At 71.6% G+C, this 20,138-nt stretch carries 16 protein-coding genes and 1 tRNA gene; 7 read left to right on the top strand and 10 right to left on the bottom strand.

Annotation, left to right across the window (positions count from 1 at the left end):
• Positions 1–620: 620 nt before the first annotated feature.
• The 3 genes from IZR01_RS36795 to IZR01_RS36785 are packed head-to-tail and all read right to left on the bottom strand — an operon-like array spanning position 621 to position 3,299.
• Entirely contained in the window at positions 621–1,448 is an 828-nt protein-coding gene (locus IZR01_RS36795; RefSeq protein WP_194926534.1) for an isocitrate lyase/PEP mutase family protein, read from the bottom strand.
• Positions 1,449–1,459: 11 nt separating this feature from the next.
• A complete protein-coding gene (locus tag IZR01_RS36790; protein ID WP_194926537.1) occupies positions 1,460–2,041 on the bottom strand; it encodes a P-loop nucleotide/nucleoside kinase family protein in 582 nt (193 codons plus the stop codon).
• Between the two features lie 58 nt (positions 2,042–2,099).
• The gene (locus IZR01_RS36785; RefSeq protein ID WP_194926533.1) at positions 2,100–3,299 is read right to left on the bottom strand and encodes an MFS transporter; all 1,200 of its coding nucleotides are present in this window, start codon (positions 3,297–3,299) and stop codon (positions 2,100–2,102) included.
• A gap of 101 nt (positions 3,300–3,400) precedes the next feature.
• On the opposite strand from IZR01_RS36785, the gene IZR01_RS36780 reads away from it, so the two are divergent.
• Complete coding sequence (locus IZR01_RS36780) at positions 3,401–4,486, top strand: DUF5937 family protein (RefSeq protein WP_194926532.1); 1,086 nt, start codon at positions 3,401–3,403, stop codon at positions 4,484–4,486.
• Positions 4,487–4,502: 16 nt separating this feature from the next.
• On the opposite strand, the gene IZR01_RS36775 is transcribed toward IZR01_RS36780, so the two are convergent.
• The gene (locus IZR01_RS36775; RefSeq protein WP_194896990.1) at positions 4,503–5,414 is read right to left on the bottom strand and encodes an esterase/lipase family protein; all 912 of its coding nucleotides are present in this window, start codon (positions 5,412–5,414) and stop codon (positions 4,503–4,505) included.
• Positions 5,415–5,634: 220 nt separating this feature from the next.
• Here IZR01_RS36775 and IZR01_RS36770 point away from each other — a divergent pair, with 220 nt between their 5' ends.
• Both IZR01_RS36770 and IZR01_RS36765 read left to right on the top strand, forming a co-directional pair.
• A complete protein-coding gene (locus IZR01_RS36770) occupies positions 5,635–7,260 on the top strand; it encodes an AMP-binding protein (RefSeq protein WP_194926531.1) in 1,626 nt (541 codons plus the stop codon).
• Between the two features lie 135 nt (positions 7,261–7,395).
• Entirely contained in the window at positions 7,396–9,084 is a 1,689-nt protein-coding gene (locus tag IZR01_RS36765) for an AMP-binding protein (protein ID WP_194926530.1), read from the top strand.
• Between the two features lie 173 nt (positions 9,085–9,257).
• On the opposite strand, the gene IZR01_RS36760 is transcribed toward IZR01_RS36765, so the two are convergent.
• Together IZR01_RS36760 and IZR01_RS36755 are read right to left on the bottom strand one after the other, a co-directional pair.
• Positions 9,258–12,254, bottom strand: coding sequence for an FtsX-like permease family protein (locus IZR01_RS36760; RefSeq protein ID WP_194926529.1), 2,997 nt, complete (start codon positions 12,252–12,254; stop codon positions 9,258–9,260).
• Between the two features lie 237 nt (positions 12,255–12,491).
• Positions 12,492–14,177, bottom strand: coding sequence for a beta-N-acetylhexosaminidase (locus tag IZR01_RS36755; protein WP_323747204.1), 1,686 nt, complete (start codon positions 14,175–14,177; stop codon positions 12,492–12,494).
• Between the two features lie 76 nt (positions 14,178–14,253).
• On the opposite strand from IZR01_RS36755, the gene IZR01_RS36750 reads away from it, so the two are divergent.
• Positions 14,254–14,547, top strand: a complete 294-nt coding sequence (locus tag IZR01_RS36750) for a hypothetical protein (protein ID WP_194926528.1) — start codon at positions 14,254–14,256, stop codon at positions 14,545–14,547.
• 63 nt (positions 14,548–14,610) lie between these two features.
• The gene (locus IZR01_RS36745; RefSeq protein WP_194926535.1) at positions 14,611–15,363 is read left to right on the top strand and encodes an ABC transporter ATP-binding protein; all 753 of its coding nucleotides are present in this window, start codon (positions 14,611–14,613) and stop codon (positions 15,361–15,363) included.
• Positions 15,364–15,477: 114 nt separating this feature from the next.
• On the opposite strand, the gene IZR01_RS36740 is transcribed toward IZR01_RS36745, so the two are convergent.
• Positions 15,478–16,269, bottom strand: coding sequence for a VOC family protein (locus IZR01_RS36740; protein WP_194926527.1), 792 nt, complete (start codon positions 16,267–16,269; stop codon positions 15,478–15,480).
• Positions 16,270–16,409: 140 nt separating this feature from the next.
• Here IZR01_RS36740 and IZR01_RS36735 point away from each other — a divergent pair, with 140 nt between their 5' ends.
• Positions 16,410–17,729: an FAD-binding oxidoreductase gene (locus IZR01_RS36735; protein ID WP_323747203.1), complete on the top strand. Its 1,320-nt coding sequence runs from the start codon at positions 16,410–16,412 to the stop codon at positions 17,727–17,729.
• Positions 17,730–17,794: 65 nt separating this feature from the next.
• Positions 17,795–17,867, top strand: a tRNA-Ala gene (locus IZR01_RS36730).
• A gap of 136 nt (positions 17,868–18,003) precedes the next feature.
• Here the strand turns inward: IZR01_RS36730 and IZR01_RS36725 are convergent.
• The 3 genes from IZR01_RS36725 to IZR01_RS36715 all read right to left on the bottom strand — a co-directional run.
• Positions 18,004–18,279 (bottom strand): hypothetical protein, encoded by a 276-nt coding sequence (locus tag IZR01_RS36725; RefSeq protein ID WP_194900016.1) that lies wholly within the window; start codon positions 18,277–18,279, stop codon positions 18,004–18,006.
• Positions 18,280–18,373: 94 nt separating this feature from the next.
• The gene (locus tag IZR01_RS36720) at positions 18,374–19,648 is read right to left on the bottom strand and encodes a hypothetical protein (protein WP_194926526.1); all 1,275 of its coding nucleotides are present in this window, start codon (positions 19,646–19,648) and stop codon (positions 18,374–18,376) included.
• A 227-nt stretch (positions 19,649–19,875) separates the two neighbouring features.
• Positions 19,876–20,138, bottom strand: a 263-nt coding sequence (locus IZR01_RS36715; protein ID WP_194926525.1) for a DUF2399 domain-containing protein, incomplete at its 5' end; no start/stop codon positions are given.

Genomic DNA, 20,138 nt, shown 5'->3' with positions numbered 1-20,138 from the left:
CCTACAGTGCCGGTGGCCGGGAGTCAAGTTCGCGCTATACAAACCGCAGCTTGCAGGCCCGACGTGACGGCGCGGACTTTACTCCCGGACACCGGTGCTGTACCCCTTGGGGCTGACGACGCGACCGAGGGGAACGAACCGCACCACCTCACAAACCGCCGCCGCAGGGCCCTGACCCGACCACCCTATGGAACCGCGCCAGTTCCCCGAGGGAGCCAAGAGCCCCCGCCGGAGGCGCCGGGCTCTTCATCACAGCTTTTGATCTTGCTGTTGATCTTGCCTGTGCTCTTGTTCTGACCTGCCGGGGTCGAAGAGGCCTGAGATGCGGCGGGGTCGTGAACGCGGGAACCGGCAGCCGACAGACACACCCACCGACCCGAACCCCGAACCGGCACAACCATAACCGAAGGCCGTAAAAATCGCCTTTCAAACCCACAACCCAACCGCAACCCGGCCCGCAAACTCCAGTTTCCCCAAAAGGATCCGAGTTTGCTTTCGCGGAAGGACTGCAAGAACAGCCTCGGCGCTGCTGGCGCCGCTGGGACTGTTCCTGGGTCGGCAGCCGCAGCCGCAGCCGCAGCGGCAACGACAAAGCAGCGCCAAACTCCATCACCAACAGCTCACCCGAAGTAACGCTCAATATCCCCATGCGCCAGCACCCCGCCCTGCGCGAACTCGAACGTCCCCCGCTCCGCGATCTCCCTCGCGGCGCCGACCGCCGCGCTCAGCGCCACCCGCGCCAGGTTCGAGCCGAGGCTGATGCGGCGTACGCCCCACTCGCCGAGTTGGGCGACGGTCGCGGTCAGGCGGGCGCCGCCGGCCAGGACGTTGACCGGCTTGCCGACTTCGGAGGTGATGGTGCGGATCTGCTGTTCGGTGGTCAGGCCGGGGGCGTATAGGACGTCGGCGCCGGCGGCTTCGAAGGCTTGTAGGCGGGTGACGGTGTCCTTCAGGTCGTCGTGGTTGTAGAGGAAGTTCTCGGCGCGGGCTGTGATGGTGAACTTGAAGGGGAGTGCGCGGGCTGCCTCGATCGCCGCTGTCAGTCGTTCCAGGGCCGGCTCCAGGGGGATCACCTTGCCGTCGACCGCGTCCTCGATCGAGCCGCCGACCAGGCCGGCGGCGGCGGCCAGGCGGATGGTCTCGGCGATGTCCCGCGTGGTGGCGCCGAAGCCGCTCTCCAGGTCGGCTGCGACCGGCAGGTGGGTGGCCGCGACCAGGGTGCGGGAGTTGGTCAGGCTGGCGTCGCGGGTGATGCCGCCGTCCGCGTGGCCCAAGCTGTGGGCGATGCCCGCGCTGGTGGTGGCCAGGGCCGGGAAGCCGAGGGCGGTCAGGATCTTCGCGGTGCCGGCGTCCCAGGCGTTGGCGATCACGAACACGTCCGGCCCGGTGTGCAGGGCGGCGAAGGTCTCGGCGCGGCGGTACTGGTCTTCGGCGGTCAGCAGGCTCATACCGCCGAACCCTACGCCGCGAACTCTTCGGCGAGGGCCGAAACCTGCGCGATCAGGCGTTCCCGCTGGTCCGGGGAGTTGTCGATCTCGTGGTGCGGGACCGGCGGGGCAGTGTCGGGGCGGATCGCGGCGGCCCAGGAGTCGAACGTCGCGAGCTTCGCAGTGTCCTCATTCCGTCCGCGGGCGGCGATCCGCGATCGCAGGGCGTCGACGTCGCACCGCACCCACACCAGCCGCACGCTCCCGCCGCCGAGCTCGGCCGTCCACCGCGACCACCGCTGGGGGTCCCGGATCTGGGACGTGAACGGCGCGACCAGCAGCACCGGACAGCCGAAGCGCCGGATCTCCCGCGCGGTCGCGGTCATCCCGCCGTATTCGTGGGCTTTCACGTGCCGGTCATACCAGGCGCCCTCGCGCTCGCCGAAAGGGCGCCCGGCCGCCGCCAGTACTTCGGAGGCGAAATCGCGGTACATGGTGTCCTTGTCGAGGACCGCCGGGACGGGACGCAGGCGCGCGGCGAGCAGCCCGGCCACCGTCGACTTCCCGACGCCGGGCGCGCCCGCGACTACGAACAGCTCAGCGGGGTCTGACATGTCAGTCATGTCAGCGATCTCAGCCACGCGCCGACTTTATATGGAGCTTGAGGCTCCCTCACCGCGCCACAGCCGCAGCCGACACCAACGTCGCCGTCGCGAGCGTCCCCCACAGCGCCACCGGCCCGGCGGCGGCCAGCGCCGTGATCGCCGCCGGCGACACCGCCAGGCCGAAGCCCGAGGAGAGCTGGAACCTGGCCAGGGCGCGGCCCAACGCACGCGGCGGGGCGATGGCGGTGACCAGCGGGGTGGCGCTGCCGGCGTAGACGATCTCGCCGAGGGCGCACAGCACCGACACCCCGGCGATAGCCGGGGCGCCCCAGCCGCCGCCCAACGGGGTCGCGGCGAGGAACCCGAGATAGGAGACCGAGATGATGACGCCCGCGATGACCAGCGCGGTGCGTCGGGAGAAGCGCGCCATCCAGACGGTCACCACCACTTGGAGAGTGACCACGAGCACGGTGTTCGTCACGAAGATGCCCGCCGACCACCACGCCGGCGCGTGGAGCTGGGTGATCAGCACCAAGGGCAGGGCGATCTCGGGGATGTTGAGGCAGAACGCGTAGATGACGTTGGCCGCCAGCAGCGTGCCCATCCGGGGCGCGGGCTCGTCCGGGTCCGCCGGTGTGTGCGGACCGGCGGTCGCCGGCGAGGCGCTGATGTGCACCGAGTAGGCCAGGCCCGCCGCGACCAGGTATGCCACCGCGGTCGCGGCGGCCGCGATCCGCAGCCCCGAGGTCCCGCCGGCCAGCGCCGCCGCGGCGATGAGCGCGCCGATGCCCATCCCGCCGTTGCGCAGCGACCGTGCGGCGGCCAGGGCCGCGTCCCGCTCCCGGCCCTGGGCGATCGTCGCCACCAGGGCCGCGTGGGCCGCGGGCCAGGCCTGGTTGCCGATGCCCAGGAACATGCAGGCCGCGGCGAACATCCAGACGTTCCCGGCCGGCGTCGCCAGCAGCAGCGCGGTCCCGACCACCCGGATCAGCATCGACGCCGCCACCACCGCCGAGCGCGCCCCGCGGTCCAGCCAGCGGCCCACGCCCGGCATGGCCGCCAGAGCCAGGACGATCCCGCCGGTCATCGTGGCGCCGGCAGCCGGGGCCGACAGGGCCAGCACCTTGATCGCGTACAGCAGCAGGAACGGCCGGAGCAGCCCGGTGCCCAGGGCGTCGACGCCGATGGCGACGGCGTACCGGGGCCCGCCGGTGGCGCGGACCAGCTCGCGGGTGCGGCCCTTTGCAGGGTTCTTCGGTGCGGTCATGGCGGCAACGGTAGGGGCGGGGCGGCCGCATCTTTGCGCCGATTGGCGGTTTTCGTCAATCGGTGCTGCCGGTCGCGTCCGGACCAGCGATGATGGCAGACATGACGTTGCGCATCGAGATCGCCGGGCTGCCGCCGGACCGCGTGCGGTTCGCCGTGTCCCCGCTGGCCGAGTTGACCTCGATGCTGCACGCCCTGGCCGCCACCGAACACCACCCGGGCCTGGCCGCCTGGGTCGCCGGGGTGCGGGCGGCGCTCCCGCCGGAGCTGACCGAGCGGCTCCAGGAAGCCGAGTTCCTGTGGCGCTCGTCCCGGGCGGACTTCCTGCTTCCGGCCCGGCCGGCACCGACCCTGGCCGAAGAACTCGATGATGTGGACCGGATCGCCGACGAGGCCTATGTCACCTCGGCTCTGGTCACCACCTGCGGCAGCAACCGGGTCACGTTCGCCGGCCGCTCGCCGCTGGCCGATCCCCGGGCCCGCGAGCGGGCCCTGGACCTGGCCCAGGCGCGCGGCGCGGTCCAGGAGGCGTTCGCCGAGCGGCTGCTCGCCGACCCGGCGGGGGTGCGGGCCCGGGTGCGGCAGACCCTGGAGTGGTCCGCCGCCGCGTTCTTCGACGCCGCCTGGCCGGGCGTCGTCCCGCAGCTGACCGCGGACACGCGGCAGAAGGCGGACCTGCGTGAGCGGCAGGGGGTCGGCAGCGCGCTCGGCGCCGTGTCGGCGATGGTCCGGCTGGAGCCCGAGGGGAACGCGATCGTCCTGGACAAGTTGCAGGACAACGCGACCAGCGCGGGGGAGGCCGGGGTCACCTTCCTGCCCAGCGTTTACGGGCATCCGCACCTGGTCGCGGTGCACTCCGCTGGGTGGCGACCGGTGGTCCAGTACCCGGTCGCGCACCCGAGCGCGGCGCAGGCGGTGTCGCTGGAGACGATGCAGGCGCGCTTGGAAGCCCTCGCGCATCCGGTGCGCCTGCGGCTGGTGCGGACCCTCGCCCGCGGCGCGCACACCACGGGCGAGCTGGCGCAGGCCTGGGACCTCACGCCGCCGGAGGTGTCACGGCACCTGACCGTCCTGCGCAAGGCCGGGTTGCTCACCGCCGAGCGGCGCGGGCGGTATGTGCACTATCGGTTGGACCTCCAGGCGACGACGGCGTTGGGCTCGGACCTGGTGGCCGCGGTGCTCCGGTAACCGGGTTCTGCTCGGCTCAGACCAGCGCCCCGACCACCCCCGTCAGCAGATCCGCACACGTCGTGGGCGTCGCGTGCGCCGGGTCCAGCGCGTTCGCCGCCTCGTGGAACGCCACCCCGTCGACCGTCCCGACCAGCACGTGGTCCGACACGTCCAGCGGGCACAGATCCTGCACGAGCACGTTGTGCACGTTCGGCCCGGACAGGAACTGGTTCGTGTAGGGCGTCACCAACTCGTCGTCCCGGGTCACGATCGTCGTGTACTGAACCCCGGGCACGGTGTCCCCGCCGGCGTCGAGCCGCCGGTTGAAAGCCGACCCCACGAACTGCTCCACACAGGCCGGGCACGCCGTCCCGATCACCCGGGTAGCACCCGGAATCTGCTGCGCGAGCGTGAAGATCCCCGACGCGGTCCCGCCGTGGTTCGTCGGCGCGATCCCGACCAGGGTGTGCACCTTCGGCGCGCCGCCGAGGAACTTCAGGTAGTACCGGGGCAGCGCCCCGCCGCCTTGGGAGTGTCCCAGGATGTCCACTTGGCTCGCGCCGGTCGCGGCCAGCACCCGGTCGACATACGCCGCCAGTTGAAGTCCCGATTGCTCGATCGGCCCGATCCCGTGGACCAGCGGGATGCCGTCGTACTGACCGTAGTCGAGCTCGAACACACAGTATCCGAGGTTGGCGAAGTAGGGCCCGCCGATCAGCCACTGTTCGGTCGGGTTCACGAAGGTGCCGTGCAGTAATACGAGAGGTCGCGGATGTTCGGCACTGGGCCGGCATCCGAAGTCGTTGACACCGGAGGAGAAGGCCGGGGCCGATGCCGCGTGCACCGGGGCCGCGGCGAGCGCCGCGGGGCCGGCGAGCAGGGCGGCGGCCAGCAGCCGGGCCGCATGGCGTCGCAGGGTTCGAGGACGGGGGGAAGCCGGTCGCATGAGTCCTTTCTAGGCCCGCGGCGGGCTCCCGTACATTCTCAACACCATGATATTCACCCGTCTGGCCCCGGGGCCGGCGGACGGCGGGGGAGGTATTGACGTCGGCTCCAATTTACCGGAGGGTAACTTCGAGCGAGCGGCGTTTCGGCGCGGACGCACACCCCCGCCCGGTCCCGCGCGCAGACCGACCTGGTTCCACGGACGAAAGCAGGTACCGACCATGCCCGGCCCGGCAGGCGCGACCATCGACGGCGGCGGCTCCCACCTGGCGGTGGTCGCGACCCTGGTACGGGCCGGCGTGCTCCGGCCCGGGCCGCCGCACCGCAGTGTCCCGCAGCTGCGCGCGCTCATGAACTGGGGCGCGACCATCGCCGGGGGCTTTCGCGCCGCGGCCGCGCGCACCCCGAACGCCGAGGCGGTCATCGACGAGCGGGTCGTGCTCACCTACAAGCAGCTCACGAACCGGGCCACCCGGCTGGCCAACGGCCTCCAGGAGCGCGGCGTCGTCCCCGGCGACAAGGTCGCGCTGCTGTGCCGCAACCACGCCGGCATGGTGACCTGCTTCATCGCCTGCGCCGAACTCGGCGCGGACGCGGTCCTGCTGAACACCGGCCTGTCCGCCGGCCAGATGGCGCAGGTCATCACCGAGCAGCAGCCCAAGGCGGTGATCGCGGACAGCGAGTTCGACGCGGTCCTGGCCGACTGTCCGGACGGCACGCTGCGGATCAACGCCTGGCCCGAGGACGGCGCGGCGATCGCCCTGAGCCTGGACGAGATCATCAAGGCCGCCCCGGCCACGCAGCGCAAGCCCCCGGCCAAGCCCGGCCGCATCATCGTGCTCACCTCCGGCACCACCGGCGCCCCCAAGGGCGCGCGCCGCCCGAACCCGCCGGGCATCGGCGCCGCGGCCTCGATCCTGAGCCGGATCCCGCTGCACGCCGGCGAGCGGATCCTGGTGCCGGCCCCGATGTTCCACTCCTGGGGCCTGGCCGCGTTGCAGATGGCCATGCCGCTGCGGGCCACGCTGATCATGCAGCGCCGCTTCGACCCGGAGGCCACGCTCAAGGCCATCCAGAGCAAGCGGCCCACGGCGATGTTCGCGGTGCCGGTGATGGTGCAGCGGATCCTGGACCTCGGCGAGGACGTCATCAAGAAGTACGACACCTCCACGCTGCGCGTCGTGGCGCTGTCCGGCTCGGCGATCCCGGCCTCGGCGGTCACCAAGTTCCTGGACACCTTCGGGCCGGTCCTCTACAACTTCTACGGCTCCACCGAGGTCTCCTGGGCCTCCATCGCCGACCCCAAGGACCTGCGCCAGGCCCCGACCACGGCCGGCCGGCCGCCGCTGGGCTCCAAGATCGTGATCCGGGACGTGGCCACCGGGCAGCCGGTCCCCACCGGCACCGTCGGGCGCATCTTCGTCTGGAACGACATGCTCTTCGAGGGCTACACCAACGGCGCCAGCAAGGAGACCGCCGACGGCTACATGGCCACCGGCGACCGCGGCTACGTCGACTCACACGGCCTGCTGTTCGTCTCCGGCCGGGACGACGACATGATCGTCTCCGGCGGCGAGAACGTCTTCCCGCGCGAGGTCGAGGAGCTGATAGCGGCCCAGCCCGGGGTGCGCGAGTGCGCGGTGGTCGGGGTGCCGGACGCCGAATGGGGCCAGCGCTTCGCCGCCTACGTCGCCCTGCTGCCCGGGGCGACGATGACCGCCGAGGAGGTCAAGGCCCTGGTGAAGGCGGGCCTGGCCCGCTTCTCGGTGCCCCGGGACGTGCATTTCGTCGAGGAACTGCCGCGCAACGCCACCGGCAAGGTCGTGAACCGGTTGCTGGCGGACTGAACGGTGAATGAAACGCGGTCCGCGGGATAACCGTCTGCCGATCTTGTCAGCGGCCGACTCCCGAACGGAACCGGAAAACTGCGAACCCCACGAACGCCCAGCCATCCGTCACCCCGACAGGAGGGCCCCGCCACCATGTCCGCCAGCCGTGCCGAGCCCAGCGAGATCACCGGCCCGAAGGGCAGCAGCCTGCGGGTGCTGCGCATCCTGACCCGATCCGGGGTGGCCTCCCCGGCGCGCCCGGACCGCAACGTCCGCCAGCTGCTGAGTCTGGCCCGCTGGGGCGCGACCGTCGCCGGCGGCTACCGGGCCGCGGTGGCCCGCTCGCCGCACCGGCTGGCGGTCATCGACGAGCACCGCTCGGTGACCTTCGGCGAGTTGCACGGCCGCGCCGTCCGGTTGGCCAACGGGCTGGAGCGGCTGGGAGCCGCCCCGGGCAGCCGGGTGGCGGTTCTGTGCCGGAACCACGCCTGGTTCGTGGAGTCGGTGGTCGCCGCCGCCGAACTCGGCGCGGACGTCGTCCTGGTCAACACCGGCCTGACCGTGCGCGCCACCGCCGAGGTGCTGCGCGCGCACGAACCGGCCGTGGTGATCGCCGACGCCGAGTTCGCCGACCACGTCGCCGCCGCCCGGCTCGGCGTGCCGTTCCTGGTCGCCTGGCCGGACGGCACCGGACCCGGCACCGGCCGGCCCTTCAGCCGCTCCGCGCAGCGCGACGCCGGCACCGCCACCGTCGACGACGTGATCGCCGGCGCCTCGGCCGCCAAGCGCCGCCCGCCCAAGCGCCCGGGCCGGATCGTCGTCCTGACCTCCGGCACCACCGGCGCGCCGAAGGGCGCGCAGCGCGCGAACCCGCCGGGGCTGTCCGCCGCGGCCGGGCTCATCTCCCGAATACCGTTGCGGGCGCGGGAATCAGTGCTCGTGGCCACTCCGCTGTTCCACATGTGGGGGCTGGCCGGGCTCCAGATCAGCATGGCGCTTCGCAATACCCTGGTTCTGCAACGCCGCTTCGAGCCCAAGGCCGCGCTCCAGGCCATTGAAGAGCAGCGGTGCGCGGTCGTGTTCGGCGTCCCGGTGGTCCTCCAGCGGATCATGGAGCTGCCGCCGGAGCTGCGCGACTCCTATGACGTCTCCTCGCTGCGGATCGTGGCCACCTCCGGTTCGGCCATCCCGACGCCTTTGGTCACGGCGTTCATGGACGTCTTCGGCGACGTCCTCTATAACTTCTACGGCTCCACCGAGGTCTCCTGGGCCGCCATCGCCGACCCGGCGGATCTGCGCATCGCCCCGAACACCGCGGGCCGTCCGCCGCTGGACTCCCGGCTGAAGGTGCTGGACGACCGCGGCGAGGTGGTGCCGCGCGGCGTCACCGGCCGCATCTTCGTCTGGAACAACCTGCTGTTCGAGGGCTACACCAGCGGCGGAACCAAGGAACACCGGGCCGGCTACATGGCCACCAACGACCGCGGCCACCTGGACTCCTCCGGGCGGCTGTTCGTCCACGGCCGCGACGCCGACATGATCGTGTGCGCCGGTGAGCAGCTGTTCCCGCGCGACGTGGAGGACCTGCTGGCCTCGGTGCAGGACATCCGGGAGGCGGCGGTGGTCGGCGTGCCCGACGCGGACCAGGGCCAGCGGTTCGCCGCCTATGTGGTGGTCCGCCCCGGCGCTGAGATGACCGCGCCCCAGGTGCGTGGCGTCGTGGCCCGGTACCTGCCGGGCAACGCGGTGCCGCGCGATGTCGTGTTCGTCGACGCCTTGCCGCGCAACGCCACCGGCAAGGTCGTGGTGCGGGATCTGCCGCCCTCGCTCGCCGGAGCGTGACCGGTGAGCGTGACCGGTAACAGTCGCGACCGAGCCGCCCGGGAACCGGCGCCGGGCGGCCTCGCCGATCACCCTCAGCACACCCCTGAGAGCTCCCCGTACTCGAACCGGATGGCGCGCCCGCCAGGCGCGCGCCATCCGGCCGCTCTCCAATTGCCCGCGCCGGGCTCCCCTTATCCCCGTCGTCGCCGAATCTCTATCTTCGAGCGTGTGACCAGGGCCGCTGCGATCCCGGCGAGCATCGGAACGATCACGATCGTGCCGATCAAGAACGGCCACGGGATCGTCAGATAGCTCTGGGCGTGGACGGTCGGGGCCCCGCCGATCAGACCTCGAAGACCGTGCCCGGATCGCCCCTGCAACGCCGACTGCACGAAGCTGTGCGACCGGGCCTCGACGATCGCGACCGCCGGCACCAGACCGGTCGCCGAGCCCAGCACGGTGCCCAGCACGGCCGTGATCGTGGCCTGCGATCCGGCCAGCGCCCGGCGCATGCGCGGGCGCGCGCCGACCGCCGCCAGGGTCTCCAGATCGGCCTGGCCGTCGGTGATGGCCAGCCCGGTGGAGATGGCCGCGGCGCCGAGCGTCACGAACGCCGCGACGGCGGCCAGGGCCAGCATCGTGGTGTCGTCGCCGCCCTGGTAGCCGCGCTCGACCTCCAGCAGCGCGGTGGTGCCCAGGGACTCGGCGGCGGCGTTCGCCCGCTCCTCCTCGGCCTTGGTGGGCATCCGGGTGGTGTCGAAAAGGATCATCGACGGCACGTACTTCACTTGGTACTTGTCGGCCGCGGACGGCGGGATCAGGGCCCGGACGCCGTTGACCGCGCTGCCGTCCTTCGTCTTGGCCACCGCGGCCGGCAGGGTCAGATCGGCCGGCGGCGGGCCGCTGCAATACGGCGCGAACTGCTTGCGCAGTTCGTCCGGCAGGTCCATGCCGGCCGGCGGACAGTTGCGCTGGAGGGCGATGGTGGCGGTCTGGGCGCCGGTCGCCTGCCCGGTGCCGTTCTGAGAATCTGTGCTGTTCTGAGGAGCTGTCCCAGTGAGGTCGAAGGGGCTGAACACCACCATGCCGCCGGCCGCGAGGACCTTCTCGGCCCGCGGGTCGACCGTGCCGGTGAGCGCGCGCAGCGTGGCGGCGTCCCCGGGCACCACCTGGCTGCCGCCGAAGGCGGCCTGACAGCGCGGATCGGACTGGATCATCGACTCGCCGCTCTGTCCCGGCGGGAGCAGTACGGCGCCGCCGTTGCCGTTGAAGAACGGGCAGTCGTTGGCCGGGTTGCGTTTGACGACGATGCTGACCGGTACGAAGCCGTTGTAGTTCTGGGTCGGGATCACGGCGGCCGAGCGCACCGGCAGCACGGCGCTGATCGCGGCGATCGCCTTGGCGGCGTCCACCGGGGTGAGGTCCGGGCCGGTGGGGGCGCCGTTGTAGCGCACGCCCGCGCCGGACTGCTGCTCTTCCTGTTGCTGGGCGGCGGCCCCGAACATCAGCGCCACCTGCCCCGTTCGCAGGGTGCTGTGATACTGCGCCCGGCCCTGGGCGTCGTTGGTGGTGAGCAGGGTCGCCACCGCTGTGGAACCGGCGACGGCGGCCAGGATCGCGGCGACCGCCGGTGCGGTGCGGCCCCGGTTGCGCGCGCTGTCGCGCAACGCCATCCGGCCGGTCAGCGGCAGCAGCCGGCCCAGCTTGCCGGTCAGCGCGACCAGCAGCGGGGTGCAGGCCACCACCCCGAGTTCGGACACCGCGATGCCGCCGACGAGCGGCACGGTGTGGATCCCGGGCCGGAAGACCGCGTATCCGGTCGCGGCCAGCCCGGCGGCCAGGACCACCACGCCGAGCGTGGCCAGCTTCCACGGCACGCCGCGGGCGCCGCGCCGGCCGCCGGTCAGCGATTCCAGCACCTGCTGCCGCCCGGTGATCACGGCCGGGATCAGGGCGGCGATCAGCCCGGTGACCACGCCGATCAACGCCGCGCCCGCGAGGTCGCCCGGCGCGATCCGGAACGCTCCGGGCTCGCGGTGCGTGAAGTTCACGGCCTCCGGCAGCGCCAGCCGCCCGATCCCGATCCCGGCCAGCGCCCCCACCACGCCGCCGACCGCGCCCAGCACCAGCCCGTCGGCCAGCACCACGGCCCGCACCATCCGGTGGTCGGCCCCGGCGGCGCCCATCAACCCGAAGTCGCGGCGCCGCTTGCGCGCCCCGACCGCGAACGCGGGTCCCGCCAGCAGCACCACTTCCAGCAGCGCCATGACGATGCCGACGGCACCGACCGCGAGCAGCGCCTCGGTCAGCCGGCTGCTGCCGACCGAGGCCGCGTGGTAGTGCTGCATCAGCGGCACCGCGGAGTCCGGCGGCGGGTTCTCCACGACCAGACGCGACTCGGCGGAGTAGCCGCCCTGATTCAGCTTCTGCACTTGGGCCCAGTTCAGGCCGCCCGGTATCTGCGCGAGCCACTGCGTCGGACCGGCGTAGTCCGCAGGCGTCGGGAGCGTGCCGGGGTAGGCGATGACCTCGTCGGCGTCCAGATGCGCGGGGTCGTCGTCCTCTCCGACGATGGTGAGCTGGTGCTTGGGCAGCTGCCCGTTCTTGTCGGGGACCTGGCCGGGGGTGAGGAACTCGGCGGTGAGCTGGTCGCCGGTGTGCTTGTCGAGGGCGGAGAGCAGCGAGGTGGACAGCGTCACCTCGCCCGCGGCGCGCGGGGCCCGGCCGGCCTTGTGGACGTAGAGCCCGGACAGCAACGGGTCCCCGAGATCGCGCTCCACGACCGAGACAGAATCAGCGCCCTGCGGTGCCTCGACGCGCAGCTCCTGCTGGTCCGGCATCGGCACCACGCGCGATCCGGCGGGCAGCACGCCGGAGTCGATCGGCGAGGCGACCTGTACCCCTTGCAGCGCACCGGTGAGCATCCCGCCGGCCTGCGCCGAACCGGGCACGGTGCCGTCCGGCAGCTGCTCGATCGGGGTCGGGGCGACGAACGACACCAGCGCGTCGGCGTGCCCGAGGTCGCGCCGCACCTGCTCGACGGTGGTCAGCTTGGTGGTGTGGTAGAGCGTGTCGGCCGCGCTCGCCCCGGCCACCGGCAGCGCGAGCATCGCCGCGACCAGCGCCGATCGGCCCTTGTGGCGCAGGGCCTCTCGCCGGGCGATGCGGACGGCTACCTTCCAGATCATGGTGACCAGGATTACCGGAGTATGTTCGAGTACTGCATCGGGAGGTTTGCGTAGCGCATCTGCGCGGGGTGCTGTAGTCGCGCGGCGGGTTCTGCGGAGTCTGAATTGGGCCGCCTGGCAGGGATATTGCTGGGGCGTCCCGCTGGGACGTCCCGCTGGGCCGTCCTGCCGGGTCGTCTTGCCGGGTCGTCTGTCTGGCAGGGCCGTCTGGCAGGGCTGTCTCGCCGGGTCAGGCGATCAGCCCCAGGGGATTTCCGGCGACTTGTAGTAGGCGATTCCCAGCTTGTCCCAGAGTGGCGCCTGATCGGCCAGCCGGTGCGAGAATCCCGGCCAGTCGTGGGTGTTCGGCGCGGACCAGCCGATCTCGGCGATGGCCGGCAGCCGGGGGAAGGCCAGCGTCTCGGCGTCGGCCAGGCTCTTGACCGTCTCGGTCCACAGGGGCGCCTCCACGCCGAGGACCGAGGACGGGGCCACGCCCGGCAGCACCGTCACCGGGTCCCAGTCGTAGGCCTTGGAGACCGGGACGTAGCCGGCCCAGTGCAGGCCGAGGCGGAAGCCGGCGACCGGCTGCTGGTCGAGATAGGCGTGGTCGCCCGGGGCCATGATCAGCTTGGTGCCCTTGGCGGCGGCCTGGAGGACGTAGGGCTGCGGCTGCGCGGTGTTCCAGTACTCGAGGATCGTTTGTGGCAGCAGCGGCGCGGTGCCGGCCTCGGCCCAGGCGATCGGCGTGCGATCGTGTGCGGCGACCACGTTCTGGGCGCGCTGGACGAAGGCGTTGTACTGCGTCAGGTTCAGGGCTTGGGCTTCGTCGCCGCCCAGGTGCAGGTAGGGCGAGCCGGCGGTGGCGTCGGCCGCGGCCTTCATCGCTGAATCGACAAATCTGTATGTTGATTCACTCGACGGGCACAGGGCGTCGTAGCCGGGGGAGACCGACGTCACCGGGCCGTGGTGGCGGCCGTCGCAGGCCAAGGTGGGGTAGGCGTACACGGCCGCGCCGACGTGCCCCGGCATGTCGATCTCGGGGATCACGGTCATGTAGCGGGACGCGGCGTAGTCGACGATCTCCTTCAGGTCGGCTGCCGTGTAGGAGCCGCCGTGCCCGCCGCCGACCTGCGTGGAGCCGCCGACCGTGGCCAGCCTCGGCCAGCCCGGGACGGTGAGGCGCCAGCCCTGGTCGTCGCTGAGGTGCAGGTGGAACTCGTTGACTTTGTACAGGGCGGCGGCGTCGATGTAGGCCTTCACGTCGGCCACGCTGAAGAAGTGGCGCGCGACGTCGAGCATGACGCCCCGGTAGGCGAAGCGGGGGTGGTCGGTGATCGTGCCGGCCTGGAGCTTGTCGCCGATGAGGAGCTGGCGGACGGTTTGCACGCCGTGGAAGAGGCCTGCGTCGGTGGCGGCGGTGAGGGTGACCGAGGCCGGGGTGGTGGTCAGGGTGTAGCCCTCGGCGCCGAGGGCCGGGTCGCCGCCGGTGGGTTGTAGGACGAGTTGGATGCCTGTGTTGGTGTTGGTGTTGGTGTTGGCGGCGGTGCTGGTGGCAGTGGCGGCGTTGGTGCTGGCGGCGGCGCCGGAGTCGGCGGTCGTTTGTGGGGCCAGGCCGGTCTGCTGCTTCAGGTAGGCGGCGAGGTCGGACGCGACCGGTTCGGCGCCGGGGGAGGCGTGGATCGCGGTGGCGGCCGTCAGGGTGAAGGCGCCGGCGGCTGCGGTGGTCGTGGTCGGCGCGGGGACTACGCGCTGGAGCGCGGCTTGGTCGGCGGGGGATGGGGCGCTCGCTGCCGACGTTCCGGCGCTGCTGCTTGTGGCGCTCGCGGGCGGCGGCGCGGTGGTCTTCGCGCTGGTGCCGCCGCCGCATGCGGCCAGGGCGAGGATCGCGGCGCACGCGCTGGTCGCCACGGCGGTCGGGAGCAGGTGGGGTCGGCCGGTCACCTCGTGAGGTTAAACCAGAGGTGGCGCGGCCGGGCCCGGCTTCCCACCAGTGATCTTGCGCAGTCACCCTTGCGTGTTGCTCGAAGCGATGTTCTCCAAGGACCCCGCCCGAGGGCTTTACGACACGACCGCGTTCGACTGGGACGAGCAGGGTGCCTTGCTGGAATCGCGCTACGAACCGCTCGGATTGCCCGGCATCCCGCGGTGGGGCGCGCCCGACGGCCGCCCGATCCGCTGGTATCAGGGTCCCGACGTGCTGATCCGCGAGGACGGCGGCGGGGTGTGGCTGTGGGTTCACGGCCGGACTCCCGCGGCCGTCGATGCGGTGCGCAAGGTGCTGCCGGCGTTCTGGCAGCTGGTCCCGGACTGAGGCGCCTGAGACACCGGCGCGCGTAGTCGGCGGCGAGCGAATACGGTACCGACCGTGACAGCGATGAACGGGGAGACCAAGACGCGTCCGGTGCTGGAGTTGCGCGCCGTCACTCGCGTGCACGGCAAGGGGGCCGCGGAGGTGCACGCGCTGCGCGGCATCGACCTGGCCGTCGCGCCGGGTGAGCTGGTGGCGGTGATGGGGCCTTCGGGTTCGGGCAAGTCCACGCTGCTGTCGCTGGCCGGTGGGCTGGACATGCCGACCGCCGGCGAGGTGGTGATCGAGGGCACGGCGCTGGCCTCGCAGAGCAGGACTCAGCTCGCTGCGATCCGCCGCCGCTCGGTCGGCTACGTCTTCCAGGACTACAACCTCATCCCGGCCCTCACCGCCGCCGAGAACGTGGCCCTGCCGCGCGAGCTGGACGGTATGTCGGCGCGCAAGGCCCGGCAGGAGGCCGTCGCGGCCTTGGAAGAAGTGGGCCTGCGGTCCGAGGCCGATCGCTTTCCGGATGAGATGTCCGGCGGGCAGCAGCAGCGGGTGGCGATCGCCAGGGCCCTGATCGGCGACCGCCGTCTGATCCTCACCGACGAGCCGACCGGCGCGCTGGACAGCGAGACCGGGGAGACGGTGCTGGGCCTGCTGCGCAAGCGCTGCGACGCCGGCGCGGCCGGGGTGCTGGTCACCCACGAGTCCCGGCACGCGGCGTGGGCCGACCGCATCGTGTTCATCCGCGACGGGCTGATCGTCGACGAGTCCAGCCCCTCCCAGCGTCCCGAGGACCTGCTGGCATCTGGCGGTGCCGGCCCTGGTAGGTGACTGCGCGGCCCCCGTAGATGACAGTGCGGCCCTGGCAGATGACCATGCGGCCCCGCCGGATGCGTGATCGGCATCCGACGGGGCCCCTGTGTAGCAGCGCGCGCGAGGCTGACCTCAGCTCGCGGCGCCTTCCGGTTCCTTCGACTGGAACAGCGAGAAGAACCCGCCCTGCGGGTCCTGGCACACCGCGAACCGCCCCGGCGGGATCGGCGTCGTGGGCACCACCACCGTGCCGCCGAGCGCGCCGACCTTCGCCACCGAGGCGTCGCAGTCGGCCACGCCGAAGTAGACGGCCCAGTGCGGCGGCGTCTCCTTCGGGAAGTGCTCGTCGTCCATCTCCATCAGCCCGGCGACCGTGCGGCCGTCGACCTGTAGCTCGGTGTACTCCATGCCCTCGCCCATGGCGCTGGTCTCGGCCTTCCAGCCGAAGGCCGCGGCGTAGAACGCCTTGGCCGCGGCGGCGTCCCGGGTGTTGAGCTCGTCCCAGGTCAGCGCGCCCGGCTCGTTGACCACGCCGGCGCCCTTCATGCTGCGCGGCTGCCACAGGCCCAGCACAGCGCCGGTGGGGTCGGCGAACATCGCCATCCGGCCGACGTCGGTGACGTCCATCGGGGCCACGATCGGCTGCGCGCCGGCGGCGGTGGCCTTGGCCATCGTGGTGTCGGCGTCGGTCACCGCCACGTAGGTGCTCCAGGCCGTCGGCTGGTCCGCCGACATGGTCTTCATGCCGCCGGCCGCCTGGACGCCGTCCAGCTCGAACAGGACATAGCCGCCGGCCGCCGGATCGTCGGCGACCTGCGCGGTCCAGCCGAACAGCCCCCCGTAGAAGGCCTTGGCGCCGTCCAGGTCCGTGGTCATCAGGTCCACCCAGCACGGGGTGCCGGGGACGTAGTCCGTCATCTTCATCGCGGGCCTCCTTCAGCCGGCCGGCAGCGGCCAGGCGGGGGTTTGCGGGTCTGCTCCCGAACCTACTCGCCGCCGGTCCCGTCCGCTCCCGGGACACGCCACGCCACGCCCACCCGCGCGACGGGCGCTACGTTGGGAGCGTGCCCGACCGATCCTCCCGCGTGAAGCCTTCCGCCACCGGCCCGGGTGAACGCCCGGATTCTATCTCTGACCAGGCCGAACGTGCCTGGCGCGGGGCGCTGGCCGAGGCCGGTCTGGACGTCGACTTCGGGACCCGGCGGCGCGCCGAGTACAGCGCCGACGCCTCCAACTACCGGCACGTGCCGCGCGCCGTGGCGTTCCCGCGCTCCGCCGCCGACGTCGAGGCCGCGGTCCGGATCTGCGGGACGCACGGCGTGCCGGTGACGCTGCGTGGCGGCGGCACGTCGGTGGCCGGGAACGCGATCGGCGAGGGCCTGGTGCTGGACTGCTCGCGGTACTTCGGGCGGGTGCTGGAACTGGACGCCGCGGCGCGCACCGCGCGGGTCGAGCCGGGCGTCGTTCTGGACACGCTCCAGGCCGCGGCGGCCCCGCACGGGCTGCGCTTCGGTCCGGACCCGTCGACCGCGTCGCGCTGCACGATCGGCGGCATGATCGGCAACAACGCGTGCGGGGCCCGGTCGCTGGCGTTCGGGACGACCGCGGACAACGTGCTGGCACTGGACGTGCTGTTGGCGGACGGCACCAGGACCACCGTGCGGCGCGGCACCAGCGGCGTCGCGGCGCTCGACTCCCGGCTGCGGGAGCTGGTCGCGCGGCACGGCGCGGCGATCCGTGCCGAACTCGGCCGCTTCCCGCGCCAGGTGTCCGGCTATGCCTTGCAGCATCTGTTGCCGGAGAACGGTTTCGACGTCGCCAAGGCGCTGGTCGGTTCGGAGGGGACGCTCGCGGCGGTGCTCGGCGCCGAGCTGCGGCTGGTGCCGGTGCTGCGCGAGCCGGTCTTGGTGGTGGCCGCCTACCCGGACATGATCGCGGCGGCCGCGGACGTGCCGGCCGTACTGCCGCATCAGCCCTCGGCGATCGAGGGGCTGGGCGCGGAACTGGCCGAGGTGTGGTCGGCGCGGCGCAAGCGGCCGCTGCCCGCCGCGCTGCCGGCGGGCGGCGGGTGGCTGTTCATCGAGACGACGGCGGAGCGGGCCGCGTCGATCGTCGCGGACCTGGCCGGGGCTCACGCCACGCGGGTGGTCGTCGGCCCGGCTGAGCAGCGGGAGCTGTGGCGGATCCGCGAGGACGGCGCGGGGCTGGCGACACGGCTGGCGACGCGGACGCCGGGCGGGGCCGAGGCGTGGCCGGGCTTCGAGGACGCCGCGGTGCCGCCGGAGCGGCTGGCGGACTACCTGCGCGGGTTCGAGGCGCTGATGCGCAGCGCGGGGCGCAGGGGCACGGTGTTCGATTTCCCATCCACCGGCAGCTCTGGCTAATATAGGCAACGCCCGCCGGGGAGATCAGCCAAGATCGATCGTACGATCTCACCGGGGGACCAGATGGGGCTTTAGCTCAGTTGGTAGAGCATTTGTCTGGCAGACAAAAGGTCACGAGTTCGAGTCTCGTAAGCTCCACAGATAGTACAAACCGGCCCGTTTCGGATTTCTCCGAAACGGGCCGGTTCTGGTTAGGCTGTCGCTGAGGCGACGGGGGTCGTCCGAAGACGTGTTCTTCGACGGCCTCGCCGAGGCTCAGGGCCGCTAGACCCCGTCACGACGGCCCGTGCCAGCTGGCCGCGGAGCTTCTCGCCGAACGAGGCGATCTGGCAGCCGCGTCGGAGTGGTACACGGTATCCCCGGTTCCGAAAGCGATGTCGGCGACCGCGAACCGGGCATACTCCGCGTTCTCGCCGCCCTCGGCGATCAGCGGGTGCAGCAGTGCCAATGCCCGTTCGGTATCCCCGGCGCGTACCCAGGACGCGGCGGCCTCCAGGAGGCAGTCGGCGCGCGATTCCGGGTACTGCTCCGCGTCGGCCTCCGACCTCACAGCCGCGGCCGCCTAGTCGGCAAAGGTCGGTTCGCTGCTGCCTGATCTGCGTTTCGTCACGTGTCAACGGGAGCGATGAAGGTGCGTAATTGCGCTATTGCCGGCCTCGTTCGGATCGTCGCCCTGGCCTCTTCAGCCAGTTTGGCCCACGCGAGCCGACGCTCGCTTTGCGGAGCTCTGCCAAGCGCGTCGGCAAGACGGTGATGCTGGGAGTCGGCTCATGGTGGAGGAACGTCGGTTTCTTGCGGGCCAGCATCGCCTCGCCGTCACGGTCCCAGCGGAAGCCTCTCTTTCCCAGCAGCTTGGCGAAGACTCGGTCGACGCTGTCGGGATAGTCCGCGGCCAGGCGGCGGAAAAGGAACGGTGGAATCGAATCGGCGCCGAGATAGCCGCGCAGGGCGGTCAGCCGCGGCGGGGTCAGGTGTTCGGCCGGGACGATGAACGGTTCGACGGCCGCGGCGAAGTCGTTGAAGTAGTGGATTCCTTCGGCGGCGTCGTAGACGACGGCGACGCTGTCCGACATGAGGATCTCGTCGGAGAAGGCCGCGAGGTCCTCCGGGCTGGGTACCGGGTATCCGTAGGATGCTATGACCGTGGGGCTTGGCTGTCGCGACTTGTAGAACTCCACCAGCAGCGCCTGCACAGTTTGTGGTGGGCCGACGACCAGGTCGGTACCGGCGAAGTCGATGAACGCGGCTCGTTCCTCGGCCTGCCGGCGCCAGGCCATCGCCATCAGTTCGGTGTTGCGGCGCATCACCCGCGGGTCGGTGAGGACGGCCTGCGCGGCGGCTTGGACGAACTCCGGGCCGTCCGCACGCCCGTAGGTGGCCTGGGGCCCGGAGAAGAGCCACATGTCGAAGTCGGCGTGTGCGGGCACGACCCGTGCGATGACGAACGTCTGCGGCTTCATGTGCTTCAAGACGTCCGAGTCGGCCGTCGCCCAGGTCGGATACAGCAGGTCGTCCAGCAGGTTGTGCAGCAACAGCCCGCCGTCGAGACGTTCGCGGACCTCGAAGCAGCCCTCGACCACTTCCTGCCAGCGTAGGAGCGTGGCCTTCTCCTCCTCGCTGAAAGCCGGGCGGCGCTGTTCGGCGAACCGCCGCACGATAGTGGTGCCGTCGGGTTGCTTCTTCTGCAGGATGAGTGTGTCGATCGCTGTGATCGCAGTCCTCGCGTCCAGAGCCCCGTCAGGACCGGCGGCTTTGCTGAGCGCGGCCTTGAACTGCTTGGAGAACCGCGGCTGCCGCACATAATCGACAAGCTCCTCTTTGAGGCGCCCGCACACTCCGATCGTTCGCTCAATGACGTCGGCCGGCGGCAGCCGAAGCTGCGCCGGGTCAGGGCCCGACCAGCCCTGGCTTGAGCTCACGTTCTCTCCTCGCTTCCATCCCGCGTAGGTCCTTCCGATTAGACCGTGACGGCGCCGTACTCGTCGGCGTAGCCAAGTATCAGCCAACGCCGCAGACGGCTGGAGGCTGTCGCCGGATTCCGGCCTGCCAAGGAAGTCGTCGACACCCGATCGAGTGGTGGGCGCAGGCCCTGATCGTCGATGCGCAGCGTGCTACAGACAGACCTTTTCGGTAGAACAATGTGCAGCTACTCGACGCGTGGCGGGCCTGGTAGGCCTGCGAGGTCTGGGAGGCCTGCGAGGTCTGCGAGGTCTGCGAGGTCTGACAGCAACGCTTCAATGACGTGTTCTTCTTCGACGCGGAGTGCGTGGGTGGCGATGTGTTGTCCTAGCTGCGGGTCCCAGGGAGTGTCGCGGGGCTCTGCGGGTTGGAGGGGTGTGCCGAGGCCGCGGGCTACCGCGTCCAGGTAGGCCGCGTGGTCGTAGCGCCAGGGGGTGGCGGGGGTTCCGG

Source organism: Catenulispora pinisilvae (assembly GCF_015356865.1).
GTDB lineage: Bacteria > Actinomycetota > Actinomycetes > Streptomycetales > Catenulisporaceae > Catenulispora > Catenulispora pinisilvae.
The sequence above is the reverse complement of the archived record's forward strand: the minus strand, read 5'-3'. Positions and strand labels throughout refer to the sequence as shown.

Excerpts from the sequence above, each read along its gene's own strand:
- IZR01_RS36790 (WP_194926537.1), bottom strand. The coding sequence starts at position 2,041 with ATGTCAGACCCCGCTGAGCTGTTCGTAGTCGCGGGCGCGCCCGGCGTC.
- IZR01_RS36795 (WP_194926534.1), bottom strand. The coding sequence starts at position 1,448 with ATGAGCCTGCTGACCGCCGAAGACCAGTACCGCCGCGCCGAGACCTTC.
- IZR01_RS36760 (WP_194926529.1), bottom strand. The coding sequence starts at position 12,254 with ATGATCTGGAAGGTAGCCGTCCGCATCGCCCGGCGAGAGGCCCTGCGC.
- IZR01_RS36780 (WP_194926532.1), top strand. The coding sequence starts at position 3,401 with ATGACGTTGCGCATCGAGATCGCCGGGCTGCCGCCGGACCGCGTGCGG.
- IZR01_RS36740 (WP_194926527.1), bottom strand. The coding sequence starts at position 16,269 with ATGAAGATGACGGACTACGTCCCCGGCACCCCGTGCTGGGTGGACCTG.
- IZR01_RS36775 (WP_194896990.1), bottom strand. The coding sequence starts at position 5,414 with ATGCGACCGGCTTCCCCCCGTCCTCGAACCCTGCGACGCCATGCGGCC.
- IZR01_RS36785 (WP_194926533.1), bottom strand. The coding sequence starts at position 3,299 with ATGACCGCACCGAAGAACCCTGCAAAGGGCCGCACCCGCGAGCTGGTC.
- IZR01_RS36765 (WP_194926530.1), top strand. The coding sequence starts at position 7,396 with ATGTCCGCCAGCCGTGCCGAGCCCAGCGAGATCACCGGCCCGAAGGGC.
- IZR01_RS36745 (WP_194926535.1), top strand. The coding sequence starts at position 14,611 with ATGAACGGGGAGACCAAGACGCGTCCGGTGCTGGAGTTGCGCGCCGTC.
- IZR01_RS36770 (WP_194926531.1), top strand. The coding sequence starts at position 5,635 with ATGCCCGGCCCGGCAGGCGCGACCATCGACGGCGGCGGCTCCCACCTG.